The organism is Streptomyces sp. NPDC052682 (assembly GCF_040678435.1).
Lineage (GTDB): Bacteria > Actinomycetota > Actinomycetes > Streptomycetales > Streptomycetaceae > Streptomyces.
Window position 1 is genome coordinate 195,258 of record NZ_JBFATS010000007.1, and the last position, 16,917, is coordinate 212,174.

The following is a 16,917-nucleotide window of genomic DNA, read 5'->3' on the forward strand; positions in this document are numbered from 1 at the left end:
CAGATGCCACGCGGTTCGAGCCCCAAGAGGGAGCGTCAGTACGAGCACATCAAGAAGAGCGCGCAGGACCGGGGCGAGAGCACCGGGCGCGCCAAGGAGATCGCCGCGCGGACGGTGAACAAGGAACGCGCCCGCTCCGGCGAGTCGAAGACCGCCAGCCGCACCTCGAAGCAGGACATGTCCTCCGCCGAGCGCGGCGGCCGGCGGTCCGGGCAGGGCTCCCAGGGGCCCACCTACGAGCAGCTGTACGAGGAGGCCAAGCGCCGCGGCGTGCAGGGCCGTTCCAGCATGAACAAGAGCGAGCTGCAGCGCGCGCTGGGCGGCAAGTGACCGCTCGAATGACCGCTCGAAGCGTCTCCCTGTAGCGCTCCGGCGCGGGTGCCGTCTTCGTCGCGGTGAACTCCACGTCGCGGCACGCGCACACGGCCCGCCACCACGAACGGGTCCTGCGCGGTGAGCTCCTCGACGGGCGCGCGGTCCCCCGCGACGGCGATGGTCACCCCGCCGTCGCGGGGGTTCTTGCCCCGGAGGCGAGGAACACCCCCCTGTCGTACGGCTCGTCCAGCCAGGGAGCCCACCCCGGCGACGGCACGGCGCTTACCGGGCCCGTAGGCTCGGGGCCACCATGACGACCGTACGCACTCCCGCCGGCTGGCCCGCCACCGAGGAGCAGGCCCGCGTCGTCCAGGACGAACTCAAGGCCCGCGTCGTGCTCGACGAGCCCGGCCCGCCGCCGGGCACGGGCCGGGTGACCGGGGTCGACGTGGCGTACGACGACGACCGTGACCTCGTCGCGGCGGCGGCCGTCGTCCTGGACGCGTCGAGCCTCGACGTGGTCGCCGAGGCCACCGCCGTGGGCCGGGTCTCCTTCCCGTACGTCCCCGGCCTGCTCGCCTTCCGCGAGATCCCCGCCGTCCTCGCCGCGCTCGACGCGCTGCCGTGCGAGCCCGGCCTGGTCGTGTGCGACGGCTACGGCCTCGCCCACCCCCGCCGGTTCGGCCTGGCCAGCCACCTCGGAGTGCTCACCGGCCTGCCCACCATCGGCGTCGCCAAGAACCCCTTCACCTTCACCTACGACGATCCGCCCGAGCCGCGCGGCAGTTGGTCCGCGCTGCGGGCCGGGACCGAGGAGGTCGGCCGCGCGCTGCGCACCCGCGACGCCGTCAAGCCGGTCTTCGTCTCCGTCGGGCACCGCGTGAGCCTCGCCAACGCCTGCGCCCACACGCTCGCCCTGACCCCCGCCTACCGCCTGCCCGAGACCACGCGCAGGGCCGACGCCCTGTGCCGCGGGGCGCTGCGCGAGGCGACGGGTTCGGGCCCGGCCGTCTGAGTACGGACTCTGAGTACCTGTACGGATGCCGGGCCGCCGCCCCGGTCGGCAGGCTGGGCCGCATGCCGACCCACCGTGCCCCCAAGCCCGCCGCCCACCCCAGCCAGCCCGTCGAGCGGGCCGTGATCGTCGGGCTGGTCCTCGCCCTGCTGGCGGGACTCGCCTGGATCGCCGGGATGATCTACACCCTGACGGCCTGGCCCCTGTAGGGCGCGGGCCCAGCGGGTCGCGGTGCCTCAGGGGCTCTGGCCCCTCAGCGGGTCATGGCCACGCGGAAGCGGATGCCCGCCGCGCGCAGCCGGCCGATGAGCGCGTCGCCCATCGCGACCGCCGTCGTGACCTGACCGGCCGTTGCCGGGAGGTCGTCCAGAGCCAGGCACAGCGCCGACTCGGCGAACATCTTCGCCGTCTCGTCGTACCCCGGGTCGCCGCCCGCGACCTCCGTGTACACCCGCCGGCCGCCGCCCTCGCCGACGAAGCGCACGGAGAACCAGCTCCTCGCGCGCTTCTCGGGGCCCGGCCCCTCGCCGGGCCGCAGCCGGCCGGACAGCCAGCGCCGGGCGGGCGGCAGCTGGGCCGCCGCGACCAGCGCGCCGACGGCCGCCACCGAGCCCACCGCGACCGGCAGGTGCCGCACGGCCGCGTACTGGCGGTAGCGGAAGTCGGGGCCGTACCGCTCCAGCGCCTTCGCCGACCGGCGCACGATCTGCGGGTCGATGGTCGGCATCGGCAACGCCCAGGCGCCGGCCTCCTTCGCGAACCGGGGAGCGCCCGTCGGCGCCGACACCCGGCGGCCCACCAGCCGCGGCTCGTGGCGCCCCCGGTCCCGGGCCGCCGCCCGCATCTGACGCTGCCGGGCGACCTGGGTGAGGGCGGAGGCGAAGGTCCCGCCCGAGAACGACGCGTCGACCGACACGAAACCGTCCACGGTCAGCGGCACGCCCTCCGGCAGCTGCCGCACCGTGAAGTACACGCCCAGGTCGTGCGGGACCGAGTCGAAACCGCAGGCGTGCACCAGCCGCGCACCGGTCTCACGCGCGCGTGCGTCGTGCCGGACGTACATCAGGTCCACGAACTCGGGTTCACCCGTCAGGTCGAGGTAGTCCGTGCCGGCGTCCGCGCAGGCGGCGACCAGCTCCTCGCCGTACGTCACGTACGGGCCCACCGTCGTGGCCACCACGCGCGCGTGCCGGGCGAGTTCGCGCAGCGAGTCCGGCTCGGACACGTCCGCCCGCAGCACACCGATGTCCGCGCCGCCGGGCAGGCCCTCCCGCAGCCGCTCCAGCTTCAGCGTGTTCCGGCCGGCGATCGCCCAGCGCAGCCCCTCGGGCGCGTGGGCCGCGAGGTACTGCGCGGTGAGCCTCCCGACGAACCCGGACGCCCCGAAGAGCACGATGTCGTACGGACGGTCCGTCCTGTTCAGCCTGCTCATGACACCCCTCGCTCGCTGCAGCCCGCGCCGCTGTCGGTGGCCGAGGCTAGCGTGAGGAGTGCGCAGCCCGACGACGAGCCCGGAGGAACGCGATGGCGGTACCCACGAACGCCCTGCGGAAGCGGGAGAAAGTGCGCGAGTTCGCCCTGGGACTGCCCGGTGCCGTGGAGGAGTTCCCATGGGGCGAGTCCGTCGTGAAGGTCAGCAAGAAGGTGTTCGTCTTCCTCGGCGTCGAGGACGGCGGTCACCCCGTGGGCGTGACGGTCAAACTGACGGACGAGACCGCCCACGCCCACGCGCTGGCCTGCCCCGGCGCGGCACCGGCCGGGTACGGGCTCGGCAGGTCCGGCTGGGTGAGCATCCCGCTGGAGGCGGCGGGTGCCCCGGGCGCGGAGCTGCTGTGCGACTGGGTGGAGGAGAGCTATCGCGTGATCGCCCCCAGACGGCTGACGGCCGAACTGGACGGCCGCCGGAGCGGCACCAGCGACGGACGACATGGCTAAGCGCTTGCTCGCCCGGAACCTTGTGCCGGGGGAAACACGTTCCTAACATCACCGGTGTAACACCGGTTGTGTCACAGAGCTGGGGGCCCGATGGCAGCAGAGGCGAGGACGCCCGGGCACGGCCCGCTGTCCGGCGTGCGCGTGGTCGAGCTGGCCGGCATCGGCCCCGGCCCGTTCGCCGCGATGCTGCTGGCCGACCTCGGCGCCGACGTCGTCCGCGTCGACCGGCCCGGCGGACCGGGCCTGGCCATCGACCCGGCGTACGACATCACCCTGCGCAACAAGCGCTCGGTGCTCGTCGACCTGAAGGCCCCGGACGGGCCGGACCGGGTCCTCGACCTGGCCGCCCGCGCCGACGTCCTGCTGGAGGGCTACCGCCCCGGCGTCGCCGAACGCCTCGGCGTCGGCCCCGAGGCCTGTCACGCCCGCAACCCGCGGCTGGTCTACGGCCGTATGACCGGCTGGGGCCAGGACGGACCGCTGGCCCGGCGCGCCGGCCACGACCTCACCTACCTCGCCGTCACCGGCACCCTGGGCATGATCGGCCGCCCCGGCGAGCCGCCCCCGCCCCCGGCCAACCTGCTCGGCGACTACGCGGGCGGCTCCCTGTACCTGGTCGTCGGCGTGCTCGCCGCCCTGCACCACGCACGGGTCACCGGCACCGGGCAGGTCGTCGACGCCGCCATCGTCGACGGCGCCAGTCACCTCGCCGCGATGATCCACGGCATGTTCGCCGCCGGCGCCTGGCAGGACCGGCGCGCCGCCAACCTCCTCGACGGCGGCTGCCCCTACTACGGCACGTACGAGACGGCCGACGGCCGCTACATGGCGGTCGGCGCCCTGGAGGAGCGGTTCTACGACGAGTTCCTGCACCTCCTCGGCCTCCCGGACCAGACACCGCCCCGCACCGACATCGCCCGATGGGGCGAACTGCGCGCGCGCATCGAGGCCCGCTTCAGGACCCGCACAAGGGACGAGTGGACGGCCGTCTTCGAGGGCACCGACGCGTGCGTGGCGCCCGTCCTGTCCCTGGCGGAGGCCCCGCACCACCCGCACCTCGCCGCCCGCGGCACCTTCACCGACCACGGCGGCCTCACCCAGCCCGCCCCCGCTCCGCGCTTCTCCGCGACCCCCACGGCCGTCCGCTCCGGGCCGGCCCGGCCGGGCGCCGGCACACAGGACGTGGCGCGGGACTGGGACGTCCCCCGACTCCTTCGCGAACCCCGAAGCGCCCCTGCACACCTTCAGCGAAAGGCCTCCTCGTGAGCACCGAAGCGTACGTGTACGACGCGATCCGCACCCCGCGCGGACGCGGCAAGGCCAACGGCGCCCTGCACGGCACGAAGCCCGTCGACCTGGTGGTCGGACTCATCCACGAGATCCGCGCCCGCTTCCCGGGCCTGGACCCGGCCGCCGTCGACGACATCGTGCTCGGTGTCGTCAGCCCCGTCGGCGACCAGGGCTCCGACATCGCCCGGATCGCCGCGCTCGCCGCCGGGCTGCCCGACACGGTCGCCGGCGTGCAGGAGAACCGCTTCTGCGCCTCGGGTCTGGAGGCCGTCAACATGGCCGCCGCCAAGGTCCGCTCCGGCTGGGAGGACCTCGTCCTCGCGGGCGGCGTCGAGTCGATGTCCCGCGTGCCGATGGCCTCCGACGGCGGCGCCTGGTTCAACGACCCGATGACCAACCTCGCCGTCCACTTCGTGCCGCAGGGCATCAGCGCCGACCTCATCGCCACCGTCGAGGGCTTCTCCCGCCGCGACGTCGACGAGTACGCCGCCCTGTCGCAGGAGCGGGCCGCCACCGCCTGGAAGGAGGGCCGTTTCGACCGGTCCGTCGTCCCGGTGAAGGACCGCAGCGGCCTGGTCGTCCTCGACCACGACGAGCACATGCGGCCCGGCACCACCGCCGACTCCCTCGCCAGGCTCAAGCCGTCCTTCGCGGACATCGGCGAACTCGGCGGCTTCGACGCGGTCGCGCTCCAGCAGTACCACTGGGTCGAGAAGATCGACCACGTCCACCACGCGGGGAACTCCTCCGGAATCGTCGACGGCGCCGCGCTCGTCGCGATCGGCTCGAAGGAGGCCGGCGAGCGCTACGGGCTCACCCCGCGCGCGCGGATCGTCTCCGCCGCCGTCTCCGGCTCCGAGCCGACCATCATGCTCACCGGTCCCGCCCCCGCCACCCGCAAGGCGCTCGCCCGGGCCGGACTGACCATCGACGACATCGACCTGGTCGAGATCAACGAGGCGTTCGCGGCCGTCGTGCTCCGCTTCGCCAAGGACATGGACCTGCCGCTGGACAAGGTCAACGTCAACGGCGGCGCCATCGCGCTGGGCCACCCGCTCGGCGCGACCGGCGCGATGATCCTCGGCACGCTCGTCGACGAACTCGAGCGCCAGGACAAGCGCTACGGCCTGGCCACGCTGTGCGTGGGCGGCGGCATGGGCATCGCCACGATCATCGAGCGTCTCTGACCCCTTCCCGACGGATACCTACGGAGCACCTCCCCATGAGCACTGAGCCCACCACGATCCGCTGGGAACAGGACGACACCGGTGTCGTCACCCTCGTCCTCGACGACCCGAACCAGTCGGCGAACACCATGAACCAGGCGTTCCGCGACTCGCTGGCCGCCGTCACCGACCGCCTGGAGGCCGAGAAGGACAGCATCCGGGGCATCATCGTCACCTCCGCCAAGAAGACCTTCTTCGCGGGCGGCGACCTACGCGACCTGATCCGGGTCACGCCCGAGACCGCGCAGGAGCTGTTCGACGGCGGCATGGCAATCAAGCGGAACCTGCGCCGCATCGAGACCCTGGGCAAGCCCGTCGTCGCGGCGATCAACGGCGCGGCCCTGGGCGGCGGGTACGAGCTCGCCCTCGCCTGCCACCACCGCGTCGCCCTCGACGCGCCCGGCTCGAAGATCGGCTGCCCGGAGGTCACCCTCGGCCTGCTCCCCGGAGGCGGCGGTGTGGTCCGTACGGTCCGTCTGCTCGGCATCGCGGACGCCCTGCTGAAGGTGCTGCTCCAGGGCACCCAGTACAGCCCCCGGCGCGCCCTGGACAACGGCCTGATCCACGACCTCGCCGGTACCCACGACGAGCTGCTCGCCAAGGCCCGCGCCTTCATCGACGCCACCCCCGAGTCGCAGCAGCCCTGGGACCGGCCGGGCTACCGCATCCCCGGCGGCACGCCCTCCCACCCCAAGTTCGCGGCCAACCTGCCCGCGTTCCCGGCCACCCTGCGCAAGCAGACGGGCGGCGCCCCCTACCCGGCCCCGCGCGCCATCCTGGCCGCCGCCGTCGAGGGCGCCCAAGTCGACTTCGACACCGCTCAGGTCATCGAGGCCCGCTACTTCGTGGAGCTCGCCGTCGGGCAGACCGCGAAGAACATGATCCAGGCCTTCTTCTTCGACCTCCAGGCCGTCAACTCCGGCGCCAGCCGCCCCCGGGGCGTCGAGCCGCGCCAGGTCCGCAAGGTCGCCGTCCTCGGCGCCGGGATGATGGGCGCGGGCATCGCCTACGCCTGCGCCCGCGCGGGCATCGACGTCGTCCTGAAGGACGTCTCGCCGGAAGCGGCCGTCAAGGGCAAGGGCTACTCGGAGAAACTGTGCGCCAAGGCCGTCGCCAAGGGCCGTACGACCCAGCAGAAGGCCGACGCCCTGCTGGCCCGCATCACCCCCACCGCCGAGGTCGCCGACCTCGCGGGCTGCGACGCGGTGATCGAGGCCGTCTTCGAGGACACCGCGCTGAAGCACAAGGTGTTTCAGGAGGTGCAGGAGGTCGTCGCGCCGGACGCGCTGCTGTGCTCCAACACCTCCACCCTGCCCATCACCACCCTCGCCGAGGGGGTGGAGCGGCAGGCCGACTTCATCGGGCTGCACTTCTTCTCGCCGGTCGACAAGATGCCGCTCGTCGAGATCATCAAGGGCCGGCGTACCGGCGAGGAGGCGCTCGCCCGCGCCTTCGACCTGGTCCGGCAGATCAACAAGACGCCGATCGTCGTCAACGACTCGCGCGGCTTCTTCACCTCCCGGGTCATCGGGCACTTCATCAACGAGGGCGTGGCCATGGTCGGCGAGGGCATCGAGCCCGCGTCCATCGAGCAGGCGGCGGCCCAGGCCGGTTACCCCGCCAAGGTGCTGTCCCTGATGGACGACCTGACTCTGACCCTGCCCCGCAAGATCCGCCAGGAGACGCGGCGGGCGGTGGAGGAGGCGGGCGGCACCTGGACCCCGCACCCCGCCGAGGCCGTCATCGACCGCATGGTCGAGGAGTTCGGCCGCACCGGCCGCAGCGGCGGCGCCGGCTTCTACGACTACGGGGACGACGGCAGGCGCCTGGGCCTGTGGCCGGGCCTGCGGGAGCACTTCACGCGCGAGGGCGCCCGCATCCCGTTCCGGGACATGCAGGAACGCATGCTGTTCGCCGAGGCGCTGGACACCGTCCGGCTCCTGGAAGAGGGCGTGCTGACCTCCGTCGCCGACGCCAACATCGGCTCGATCCTCGGCATCGGCTTCCCCGGCTGGACCGGGGGCGTGCTGCAGTACATCAACGGATACGACGGTGGCCTGCCGGGCTTCGTGGCCCGCGCGCGTGCACTCGCCGAGCGCTACGGGGACCGCTTCCTGCCGCCCGCGCTGCTGGTGGAGAAGGCCGAGAAGGGGGAGCGGTTCAGCGACTCAGCCGGTGTCTGACCCGGTGAGCCACTGACCCAGCTCCTCCTTCAGCGACCGCTGGAAGGTGGTGAGCAGCGCCTGCACCACCAGCGGCTGCATGTGGGCGGATAGGGACTTCACATCCCGCGCATCCCGCTGGGAGACCTCGCCGCGCAGGAGCTGGGAGAGCTCGTGAGCCGCGGCGCGTGAGTGGTCGATGAGGACCGTGCGCGCCGCGAGGATCGCCTCCTGGGACAGCGGTACGTCCAGGAGCCGCACACCGAGCCGGAGCAGCCCGAGGTCGACGTCGAACGCGCCGTTCGCGGGACGCACCACGTCCATCGCGGCGAGCCGCTCCACCTCCTCGTCGGTGAGCGGCCGCCCGGCCCGCCGTTCCAGCTCCGCGCGCGGCATGGTCTGCACCGTGTCCGGCGCCCAGGACGCCACCACCGCCCGGTGGACCGCCAGGTCGTGCGCGCTCAGCCCCGGCGGCAGCTGCCGCAGGTAGCGCTCGATGGCCGCCAGTGTCATGCCCTGCTGCTGCAGCTCCTCGATCAGCGCCAGCCGGGCCAGGTGCTCCCGGCCGTAGTGCCCCACGCGCCGGGGGCCGATCACCGGGGGCGGCAGCAGCCCCTTCGTGCCGTAGAAGCGGACCGTGCGCACCGTGACGCCGGCCCGGGCCGCCAGTTCGTCGATCGTCAGCGTCGGCTGCTCGGTGTCGGTCGTCATGGGCAGCAGTATCGCTGTCCCACCAGTGCTGTGACACCTCACGCGCACACCGCTGTGGCCACGGCGTGAACGGCCGGTGGCCGCTGTGGACACCCGCCGTGGATCGTGTGAGAAGTAACGCTCTGTGACGCGGACCACCGAATGCGGGCGCGGCGTATGGGAAAGTGCTGCCTTGGTCTGTGCCGCGTCACAAGGGTGGTGCGGGCCAAGTCACCGTACGGACACCCGGGCCCACGACGTCCGGGCGCACCAGAGAGTGGAACCACCCGTGAGCAAGGACGCCGTGAACACGGCTGCGGTCGCACCGCGCACCGATGCGGCCCGAGTGCCCGCGGACGCGGGCGACGCCGGTTACAGCAAGGACCTCAAGGCCCGCCACGTCAACATGATCGCCATCGGCGGCGCCATCGGCACCGGCCTCTTCCTGGGGGCCGGCGGCCGCCTGCACAACGCGGGCCCGGCACTGGCGCTGGCCTACCTGGTCTGTGGCGTCTTCGCCTTCTTCGTCGTCCGCGCGCTAGGCGAGCTGGTCCTGTACCGGCCGTCGTCCGGGTCCTTCGTGTCGTACGCGCGCGAGTTCCTCGGCGAGAAGGGCGCGTACGTCGCCGGCTGGATGTACTTCCTGAACTGGTCCACGACCGGTATCGCCGACATCACCGCGATCGCGCTGTACACGCACTACTGGAGCCTGTTCACCGACATCCCGCAGTGGGTGCTCGCCCTGGCCGCCCTCGCGGTGGTGCTGGCCGTCAACCTCATCTCGGTGAAGATCTTCGGCGAGATGGAGTTCTGGTTCGCGATCATCAAGGTCGCCACGCTCGTCGGCTTCATGCTCATCGGCGTCTTCCTGCTCGCCACCCGGCACGAGGTGGGCGGGCAGACGCCGGGCCTGAGCGTGATCACGGACAACGGCGGGGTGTTCCCGCACGGCCTGATGCCCGTCGTGCTGGTCATGCAGGGCGTGATCTTCGCGTACGCCGCTCTGGAGCTGGTCGGTGTCGCCGCGGGGGAGACCGCACAGCCGGAGAAGGTCGTCCCGCGCGCGGTGAACTCGATCATGTGGCGGGTCGGCCTGTTCTACGTGGGCTCGGTCGTCCTGCTCGCCCTGCTGCTGCCCGGCTCGGTCTACTCGGCCGACCAGAGCCCCTTCGTGACGGTGCTGTCCAAGATCGGTGTCCCGGCGGCGGGCGACGTGATGAACCTGGTCGTCCTCACGGCCGCGATGTCGTCTCTGAACTCGGGCCTGTACTCCACCGGCCGCATCCTGCGCTCCATGGCGACGGCCGGCTCCGCCCCGAAGTTCACCGCCCGCATGAACCGCAGCCAGGTTCCCTACGGCGGCATCCTGCTGACCTGCGCGGTGTGCGTGCTCGGCGTCGGCCTGAACTACCTGGTGCCCAGCCAGGCCTTCGAGATCGTGCTGAACGTCGCCTCCCTCGGCATCATCAGCACCTGGGTGATCATCATGATCTGCCACCTGATCTTCGTTCGCCGGGCCAAGGCAGGCCTGGTCGCCCGGCCGCACTTCCGGCTGTCCGGCAGCCCGGTCACCGAGATCGCCACGATCGCCTTCCTGCTGGCCTGCCTCGGCATGATGTGGAACGACCCCGAGGTCGGCCGCAAGACGCTGCTGCTGATCCCGCTGATCGCGGCCATGCTGGTCGCGGGCTGGTTCGGCATCCGCCGCCGGGTGTCACAGACCGCCGACCAGGAGCTGTCGGACCTCACGAGGTAGCGGACCACAGGTGGCCTGCGGCTTGGCGGAGCGCCAGTTCCAGCGGGTCCGGCACAGCTGTGAACGGGTGCTGAGCAGACGGCCGTTGGAGAGGGCCTGCGTGCCGTCCGGCACCAGCACCGACACGTCGTAGGTCGCCTTGTCGAGCGAGGTGGTCGTTGCTGGGGAACCACCACCACTTCTCGGCCACACACAACCCTTCTGGCCGTCAGGTGCCCTCTTCTGTACGGCAGTTGCCCGATGTACCGTCCGCCGCATGCCGAAACGCACGCGCTTGACGACCTTGAGACCGCTGGCGGCCGTGGCGACGGCCGCCCTGACGGCCACGCTGCTCACCCCCGCCGTGGCCGGCGCCGCCCCGCGGGAGAGCCGGCCCGTCTACTCCTACACCCACGCCATCCGCGAGGCCGTCTGGGTGGACACCGGACTCGACGAGGACCGCGACGGCCGCACCGACCGGGTCGCCGTCGACATCGTCCGCCCCCGCGAACCCGCCCAGCGGGGCCGGAAGGTTCCCGTCATCATGGACGCCAGCCCGTACTACTCCTGCTGCGGGCGCGGCAACGAGAGCCAGAAGAAGACGTACGACGCCGACGGCCGCGTCGTGCAGATGCCGCTGTTCTACGACAACTACTTCGTGCCGCGCGGCTACGCCGTCGTCGGTGTCGACCTGGCCGGAACCAACCGCTCGGACGGCTGTGTCGACGTCGGCGGCCGCTCCGACATCCTCTCCGCGAAGGCCGTCGTGGACTGGCTCAACGGCCGCGCCACGGCGTACACCACCCGCACCGGCACGACCCGCGCCAAGGCCGGCTGGACCAACGGCCGCACCGGCATGATCGGCAAGAGCTACGACGGCACGGTCGCCAACGGCGTCGCCGCCACCGGCGTCAAGGGCCTGCGGACCATCGTCCCGATCGGCGCCATCTCCTCCTGGTACGACTACTACTTCCAGCATGGCGCCCCCCTGTACGACTCCGGCCCCGACTGGCTGTCCGACGCGATCGAGAGCCCCGCGGCCCGCGAACAGTGCGGTCCCGTCCAGCGCAAACTCGTCGACGGCGCCCCGCGCACCGGCGACTGGACCCCGCTGTGGACCGAGCGCGACTACGTCAAGGACGCCGCCCGGGTGAAGGCCAGTGTCTTCGTGGTGCACGGCATGCAGGACCTGAACGTCCGCGCCAAGCACTTCGGCCAGTGGTGGGACGCCCTCGCCCGGCACGGCGTGGAGCGCAAGATCTGGCTCTCCCAGACCGGCCACGTCGACCCGTTCGACTTCCGCCGGGCCGCGTGGGTCAGGACCCTGCACCGCTGGTTCGACCACGAACTCCTCGGCTACGACAACGGCATCGACCGCGAGCCGATGGCCGACGTCGAGCGCCGGCCCGACCAGTGGGTCACCTCCTCCGTCTGGCCGCCCCGGGGCACCGCTCCCACGGTCCTCAGGCCCGGGCGGGGCGCGGGGAACGGCGTCGGCACCCTTGGCCTGACCCCCGGCCGCGGCACCGCCGCCTTCACCGACGACCGGCGGCTGAGCGAGACCGACTGGGCCGCCCGCATCGACACACCGACCCCCGACAAGGCGGGCTTCACCACCCGGCCGCTCACCCGCGACCTGCGCCTGGCCGGCTCCTCCAAGGTCACCGTGACCGCGACCCCCACCACCGCGACGGCCCACCTCTCCGCCGTCCTGGTCGACCTCGGCCCCGCCACCATCCGCGACTACGCCGACGACGCCGAGGGCATCACCACCCTCACCGACCGCACCTGCTGGGGCGCGAGCACGCCGGGCGACAGCGCCTGCTTCAAGGAGACCCGGGCCAAGACCACCGGCGTCGACTACACGATCGTCAGCCGGGGCTGGGCCGACCTCGGCACCCACGCCTCCGGCCGCAAGGGCGCCCCGCTCACCCCGGGCAGGGCGTACACGATCACCCTCGACCTGGCGGCCACCGACCACGTCGTGCCCAAGGGCCACCGCCTCGCGCTGATCGTCGCGGGCACCGACAGGGGCCTCATCGAGCCTCCCGCCGACACCCCGACGCTCACCCTCGACCTGGCCCGCACCTCGGCGCGCGTCCCGTTCACCGGCGGCCCGGCCGCGTTCGCCCGCGCCACCGCGGGCGCGCCCACCGCGACGCCCCCGGCGGCCGAACTGGACGGCGTACGCCAGCCGCGTACCGCCCACCGCATCCCGGAGGGGGGCCGGTGATCCGCGGAACTCGTCGACGAAGGCGATGGCGTAGTCGGCGCCGGAGATGAACGACTTCCCGTCGGCGTCGGTCGGCAGCACGTCGCCCTCAAGAAGCCGAACTCGGCGGCCGGGCTGAGGTACCCAGTCCGCGTCGGTCTCGACGGCCTGGCGCGACGACCAGTACGCCGGACTTGGCCGCCAGGTCGCGCACCAGGGCCTCGTCGTTCCGATCCGGACTGCGCAGGGATGAGTTCGCGCCACTCGTGGTAGGGGCGTAGCGGAGGAAGAACGTCCGCCTCCCCTGTCCCAGAGAAAGGTGGCGCCTGTGACACAGGACCAGCAGCCGCAGGAACGACACGGTGGCACGGACCGCCCCGCGGGAGGCTCGCTGCCGGGCTCGGAAGCGGGCCTCCCCGATCCGGCACGGCCCCGCACCGACCGGATCGTGTTCGGTGTCACGGCCGTCCTCACCCTCGCCTTCGTCATCTGGGGCGCCGCCGCGACCGACTCGCTGACGGACGTCTCCAGCAGCATGCTCGGCGGGCTGATGCACAACGGCGGCTGGGCGTTCATGCTGGCCGCCTCCGGCTTCGTCGTCTTCGCCCTCTGGCTCGCGGCCAGCCGCTACGGCCGGATCCGCCTCGGCGCTGAGGGCGAGGAACCCGAGTTCCGCACGGTGTCGTGGGTCGCGATGATGTTCAGCGCCGGCATGGGCATCGGCCTGATGTTCTACGGCGTGAGCGAGCCGCTCGCGCACTACGCGACGGCACCGCCGGGCACCGACCCGGCCGACTCCGGCGACCGCATGGAAACGGCCATGGCCACCACCCTGTTCCACTGGACGCTGCACCCGTGGGCGATCTACGCGGTGGTCGGCCTCGGCATCGCGTACAGCACCTTCCGCCGGCGCCGCCGCCAGACCATCAGCGCCGTCTTCACCCCGCTGCTCGGCGAGCAGCACGCCAACGGCGCCGCCGGCCGGGTCATCGACATCCTCGCCATCGTGGCGACCGTCTTCGGCTCCGCGGCCTCCCTCGGTCTCGGCGCGCTCCAGATAGGCTCCGGCGTCGAGGAACTGCACTGGATGGACAAGGTGAGCACCGGGCTGCTCGTCACGATCATCGCCGTGCTGACCGCGGCCTTCGTCGCCTCCGCCGTCTCGGGCGTGGAGCGGGGCATCCAGTGGCTGTCCAACACGAACATGGTGCTGGCCCTGGTGCTCGCGCTGTTCGTGTTCGTGGCCGGCCCGACCATCATCGTCCTCGATCTGCTGCCCACCTCCGTCTTCGCTTACCTCGGCGACCTTCCCCAGCTCGCCGGGCGCACCGAGGCCAGTGGCGGCGAGGGGGTCGCGGACTGGCTGAGCAACTGGACCGTCTTCTACTGGGCGTGGTGGATCTCCTGGACGCCGTTCGTCGGCATGTTCATCGCCCGGATCAGCCGGGGCCGGACGATCCGGCAGTTCATCGGCGGCGTCATCCTCGTGCCCAGTACGGTCAGCCTGGTCTGGTTCGCGGTGTTCGGCGGCTCGGCGATGAAGATGAAGCAGCAGGGGCACCTCGCCGACGAGTCGACCCCCGAGGGCCAGCTCTTCGCCGTGCTGCGCGAGTTCCCCCTCGCCACCGTCTCCAGCCTGCTGGTGATGATCCTCGTCGGCATCTTCTTCGTCTCCGGCGCCGACGCGGCCTCGATCGTGATGGGCACCCTCTCCCAGCGCGGCGCGCTCGAACCCGGCCGCCTGGTCGTGGTGTTCTGGGGCGTGGTCACCGGCGCGGTGGCCGCCGTGATGCTGCTGGTCGGCAGCGGCCAGGGCGACGCGCTGACGGGCCTGCAGAACCTCACGATCCTCGCGGCGGCACCGTTCGTCGTCGTGATGATCCTGATGTGCGTCGCCCTCATGCGGGACCTGCGCGGGGACCCGCTCATCGTCCGCGAGCAGATGGGCTCCGAGGTGGTCGAACTGGCCGTGATCGAGGGCCACGAGAAGTACGACGGGGAGTTCCAGATCCGCGTGGGCCCGGGGCCCGGCCCCGAGGTGGAGGGCGACCCGATCGGCAAGCACTGAGCGGCTGACCCGGGCGGGGCGCACAGCGGCGAAGGGCGGGGCGCACAGCGGCGAAAGGACCGACGTCACCACCGGTGGTGCGCTCCGGCCGCGCCGGACGGGTGGCGGCGGGGGAGCGCGGCGGGCAGCGGCTCAGCGAGCCGGAGGTGCTCCCTCAGGGCACCAGCCCGGCCGCCTCCCGCGCACACCCCCAGGCCACGGTCACCCCCGCGCCGCCATGGCCGTAGTGGTGCACCAGCAGCCGCCCGTCCGGCAGCGCTTCCCGTTCCAGCCGGACCGTGTCCCGCGCGGGCCGCAGGCCCACCCGGTGGGCCAGCACCCGCGCCCCGGCGATCTCCGGCCGCAGCGCCGCGCACCGCGCGACGATCGCCTCGGCCACCGCCGGATCCGGCTCGGTCGACCACACGCCCTCCTCGGCCGTGCCGCCCAGCACCAGCCGCCCGGGCTGCGGGAAGAAGTACGTCATCTCCCCGCCGGCGGTGGCGGAGACGACCCACGTGTCGATCCCCGGGTTCTCCACGACCACCAACTGCCCGCGCACGGGCCGTACGGACGCGTCCGGCACGAGGTCCCGCGCCCCCAGCCCCGTGCAGTTGACGACGACCGGCGCGTCCACCTCCGGAAACCCGCGGGACACCGTACGGCTCTCCACCACCCCGCCCGCCGCCAGCAACCGCTCCCGCAGGAACGCCAGATGCACCGGCATGTCGATGAGCGGCAGCCGCGCCCGCAGGCCCGTCACGCCGTACTCCTCGGCCGGCGCCGCGCGCAGGGACGGCACCCGGTCGGCCACCCACGTGTCCGCCCCGTCCAGGGCACCGGCACCCAGCACCCCGTCGACCAGGCGCACGCCGGTCACCTCGGGCCGCGCCGCCAGCTCCTGGTACACGTCCAGCGACCCCAGCGCCCACCTGCGCGCCGACGCCGGCGGCTCGATGTGGTACGGCCACCACAGGGCCCCGGCGACAGCCGAGGTGGTCCCCTCGACCGGGTCCCGCGTCCACAGCCGTACCCGCCTGCCGCGCTCGGCGAGAACGATCGCCGTCGTCAGCCCGACGACCCCGCCGCCCACCACCACGATGTCCGCCCGCTGCCCGCTCGCCATGCCGGGACGGTAGCGGAATATGTCATGCCGTGCTCATATCACGCGCTGTGTGGGGATACTCACCGCATGTGTGCCGAGTACGCGACCTTCGGCCTGGCCCCGGCGACGCGGGCCGGTGAAGTCCTCGCAGGCGGTGACTACCAGGTCCACCGTGAGTTCGTGGACTTCGTCGTCGACGGACGCCCGCTGCTGTTCCGGCTCTGCGACCTGGACGCCGTCTCCCCGCTGGCCTCCGACGTGCCACCCGCGATCTTCACCGCGCAGGTCCGCAGTCTGCTGCTGGAGACGGACCCCCGCTGCCCGGCGGCCGGTACGTCATCTACGGCTGCCCCGAGTGCGAGGACCTGGCGTGCGGCGCCGTCACCGCGGCCATCGAACGCGACGGCGACGACGTCGTCTGGCGGGACTTCGCCTGGCAGACCGGCGAACACGCCGATCTCGAGCTCAACGGCTACCACGGCATCGGCCCGTTCCGCTTCCGCGGCGCCGAGTACCGCGCAGCCCTGGGCGCCCTGCTCGACGGCTCCGCCACGGGCGCACGCAGGCGGGTCCTGCTCATCGGCGCCCGCGCCGCCGTCCTGGCCAGACTCGCCGCCGCGCTGCGCACCCTCCGCATCGGCGCCGACATCACCCAGGACGCCCGCGACGTCCCCGCCGAGGAACTGCGCGGCTACGGCGCCGTCGCCTTCGGCCGCGCCGTCGGCGAGGAGGAACGCACCGCCGTGCGCCGCGCCTTCGCACGCGCCGGCATCGACGTGGCCTACGTCGACGGCCTCGCCCCGATCATCCCCCTCCTGGTCGCGCAGATCGAACACGCCCTCGACCGCAGCCCGGTCGCCCGGCGCCGCCTCACCGCCCTGACCGCCGCCGGCGCCGCAGCGGAGGTCGAGGTCACCTCCCCGTGCCGCGTACGGCTCACCGCGTACCGCCTCGACCGTCTGTACCGCACCCACACCCACGAGGTCTTCGACGGCATCCTCGAACCGGGCCGCCACCGCATCCCGCTGGAGGCCAAGGCGGTGAAGGACCGGTCCTTCGTCGTCGCGCGGACCTCGGGAAGCGTGCTGGTGGCGGCCGTGGCGCACTGAGCCCCCCGGAAGGACATGGCCGCGGGCCGCCGGGAACGGGGACGCGCACGGCCCGGGCCCACCACTAGGATCTGCT

Annotated in this window: 13 protein-coding genes and 3 pseudogenes; 11 read left to right on the forward strand and 5 right to left on the reverse strand. The window is 72.7% G+C overall.

All coding sequences use genetic code 11. From position 1 onward, the window contains the following. Positions 1–3 precede the first annotated feature (3 nt). Positions 4–330 carry a plasmid stabilization protein gene (locus AB0K80_RS13215; protein ID WP_365668873.1) on the forward strand — a complete coding sequence of 109 codons (327 nt, stop codon included), beginning with the start codon at positions 4–6 and terminating at the stop codon, positions 328–330. A gap of 19 nt (positions 331–349) precedes the next feature. On the opposite strand, the pseudogene AB0K80_RS13220 reads toward AB0K80_RS13215, so the two are convergent. Next, positions 350–592, reverse strand: a pseudogene (locus AB0K80_RS13220) (YciI family protein); the annotation flags it as partial. 33 nt (positions 593–625) lie between these two features. Here AB0K80_RS13220 and AB0K80_RS13225 point away from each other — a divergent pair. Both AB0K80_RS13225 and AB0K80_RS13230 read left to right on the forward strand, forming a co-directional pair. Next, the gene (locus AB0K80_RS13225; RefSeq protein WP_365668875.1) at positions 626–1,330 is read left to right on the forward strand and encodes an endonuclease V; all 705 of its coding nucleotides are present in this window, start codon (positions 626–628) and stop codon (positions 1,328–1,330) included. A gap of 62 nt (positions 1,331–1,392) precedes the next feature. Continuing rightward, positions 1,393–1,539 carry a hypothetical protein gene (locus AB0K80_RS13230; RefSeq protein WP_365668877.1) on the forward strand — a complete coding sequence of 49 codons (147 nt, stop codon included), beginning with the start codon at positions 1,393–1,395 and terminating at the stop codon, positions 1,537–1,539. A 44-nt stretch (positions 1,540–1,583) separates the two neighbouring features. Here AB0K80_RS13230 and AB0K80_RS13235 read toward each other — a convergent pair whose 3' ends face one another. After that, positions 1,584–2,762, reverse strand: a complete 1,179-nt coding sequence (locus AB0K80_RS13235; protein WP_365668879.1) for a saccharopine dehydrogenase NADP-binding domain-containing protein — start codon at positions 2,760–2,762, stop codon at positions 1,584–1,586. 92 nt (positions 2,763–2,854) lie between these two features. Between AB0K80_RS13235 and AB0K80_RS13240 the strand changes: the two genes are divergently transcribed. From AB0K80_RS13240 to AB0K80_RS13255, 4 genes are all read left to right on the forward strand, one after another. Then, positions 2,855–3,265 carry an MmcQ/YjbR family DNA-binding protein gene (locus AB0K80_RS13240; protein WP_365668881.1) on the forward strand — a complete coding sequence of 137 codons (411 nt, stop codon included), beginning with the start codon at positions 2,855–2,857 and terminating at the stop codon, positions 3,263–3,265. A gap of 90 nt (positions 3,266–3,355) precedes the next feature. After that, positions 3,356–4,531 (forward strand): CaiB/BaiF CoA-transferase family protein, encoded by a 1,176-nt coding sequence (locus AB0K80_RS13245; RefSeq protein WP_365668883.1) that lies wholly within the window; start codon positions 3,356–3,358, stop codon positions 4,529–4,531. Beyond that, positions 4,528–5,742 (forward strand): acetyl-CoA C-acetyltransferase, encoded by a 1,215-nt coding sequence (locus tag AB0K80_RS13250; RefSeq protein ID WP_365668885.1) that lies wholly within the window; start codon positions 4,528–4,530, stop codon positions 5,740–5,742. Before AB0K80_RS13245 ends, AB0K80_RS13250 begins: the two co-directional genes overlap by 4 nt. A 35-nt stretch (positions 5,743–5,777) precedes the next feature. Continuing rightward, positions 5,778–7,964 (forward strand): 3-hydroxyacyl-CoA dehydrogenase NAD-binding domain-containing protein, encoded by a 2,187-nt coding sequence (locus tag AB0K80_RS13255; protein ID WP_365668887.1) that lies wholly within the window; start codon positions 5,778–5,780, stop codon positions 7,962–7,964. On the opposite strand, the gene AB0K80_RS13260 is transcribed toward AB0K80_RS13255, so the two are convergent. Continuing rightward, positions 7,950–8,654, reverse strand: a complete 705-nt coding sequence (locus tag AB0K80_RS13260) for a MerR family transcriptional regulator (protein ID WP_365668889.1) — start codon at positions 8,652–8,654, stop codon at positions 7,950–7,952. The genes AB0K80_RS13255 and AB0K80_RS13260 overlap by 15 nt on opposite strands. A 268-nt stretch (positions 8,655–8,922) precedes the next feature. On the opposite strand from AB0K80_RS13260, the gene AB0K80_RS13265 reads away from it, so the two are divergent. Next, positions 8,923–10,389, forward strand: a complete 1,467-nt coding sequence (locus AB0K80_RS13265) for an amino acid permease (protein ID WP_365668891.1) — start codon at positions 8,923–8,925, stop codon at positions 10,387–10,389. 9 nt (positions 10,390–10,398) lie between these two features. On the opposite strand, the pseudogene AB0K80_RS13270 reads toward AB0K80_RS13265, so the two are convergent. Further along, a pseudogene (locus tag AB0K80_RS13270) lies at positions 10,399–10,564 on the reverse strand (M1 family peptidase); the annotation flags it as partial. Positions 10,565–10,645: 81 nt separating this feature from the next. On the opposite strand from AB0K80_RS13270, the gene AB0K80_RS13275 reads away from it, so the two are divergent. After that, positions 10,646–12,601 carry a Xaa-Pro dipeptidyl-peptidase gene (locus tag AB0K80_RS13275; RefSeq protein WP_365668892.1) on the forward strand — a complete coding sequence of 652 codons (1,956 nt, stop codon included), beginning with the start codon at positions 10,646–10,648 and terminating at the stop codon, positions 12,599–12,601. A 307-nt stretch (positions 12,602–12,908) separates the two neighbouring features. Further along, positions 12,909–14,648: a BCCT family transporter gene (locus tag AB0K80_RS13280; RefSeq protein ID WP_365668894.1), complete on the forward strand. Its 1,740-nt coding sequence runs from the start codon at positions 12,909–12,911 to the stop codon at positions 14,646–14,648. Positions 14,649–14,802: 154 nt separating this feature from the next. On the opposite strand, the gene AB0K80_RS13285 is transcribed toward AB0K80_RS13280, so the two are convergent. Beyond that, positions 14,803–15,753 (reverse strand): FAD-dependent oxidoreductase, encoded by a 951-nt coding sequence (locus AB0K80_RS13285; RefSeq protein WP_365668896.1) that lies wholly within the window; start codon positions 15,751–15,753, stop codon positions 14,803–14,805. A gap of 66 nt (positions 15,754–15,819) precedes the next feature. Here AB0K80_RS13285 and AB0K80_RS13290 point away from each other — a divergent pair. Beyond that, positions 15,820–16,841: pseudogene (locus tag AB0K80_RS13290) on the forward strand (oxidoreductase). The last annotated feature ends 76 nt before the right edge of the window (positions 16,842–16,917 follow it).

Bases quoted from the DNA above. Each gene is read 5' to 3' on its own strand.
- AB0K80_RS13255 (WP_365668887.1), top strand. From the start codon at position 5,778: ATGAGCACTGAGCCCACCACGATCCGCTGGGAACAGGACGACACCGGT.
- AB0K80_RS13275 (WP_365668892.1), top strand. From the start codon at position 10,646: ATGCCGAAACGCACGCGCTTGACGACCTTGAGACCGCTGGCGGCCGTG.
- AB0K80_RS13235 (WP_365668879.1), bottom strand. From the start codon at position 2,762: ATGAGCAGGCTGAACAGGACGGACCGTCCGTACGACATCGTGCTCTTC.
- AB0K80_RS13245 (WP_365668883.1), top strand. From the start codon at position 3,356: ATGGCAGCAGAGGCGAGGACGCCCGGGCACGGCCCGCTGTCCGGCGTG.
- AB0K80_RS13285 (WP_365668896.1), bottom strand. From the start codon at position 15,753: ATGGCGAGCGGGCAGCGGGCGGACATCGTGGTGGTGGGCGGCGGGGTC.
- AB0K80_RS13260 (WP_365668889.1), bottom strand. From the start codon at position 8,654: ATGACGACCGACACCGAGCAGCCGACGCTGACGATCGACGAACTGGCG.
- AB0K80_RS13230 (WP_365668877.1), top strand. From the start codon at position 1,393: ATGCCGACCCACCGTGCCCCCAAGCCCGCCGCCCACCCCAGCCAGCCC.
- AB0K80_RS13240 (WP_365668881.1), top strand. From the start codon at position 2,855: ATGGCGGTACCCACGAACGCCCTGCGGAAGCGGGAGAAAGTGCGCGAG.
- AB0K80_RS13225 (WP_365668875.1), top strand. From the start codon at position 626: ATGACGACCGTACGCACTCCCGCCGGCTGGCCCGCCACCGAGGAGCAG.
- AB0K80_RS13215 (WP_365668873.1), top strand. From the start codon at position 4: ATGCCACGCGGTTCGAGCCCCAAGAGGGAGCGTCAGTACGAGCACATC.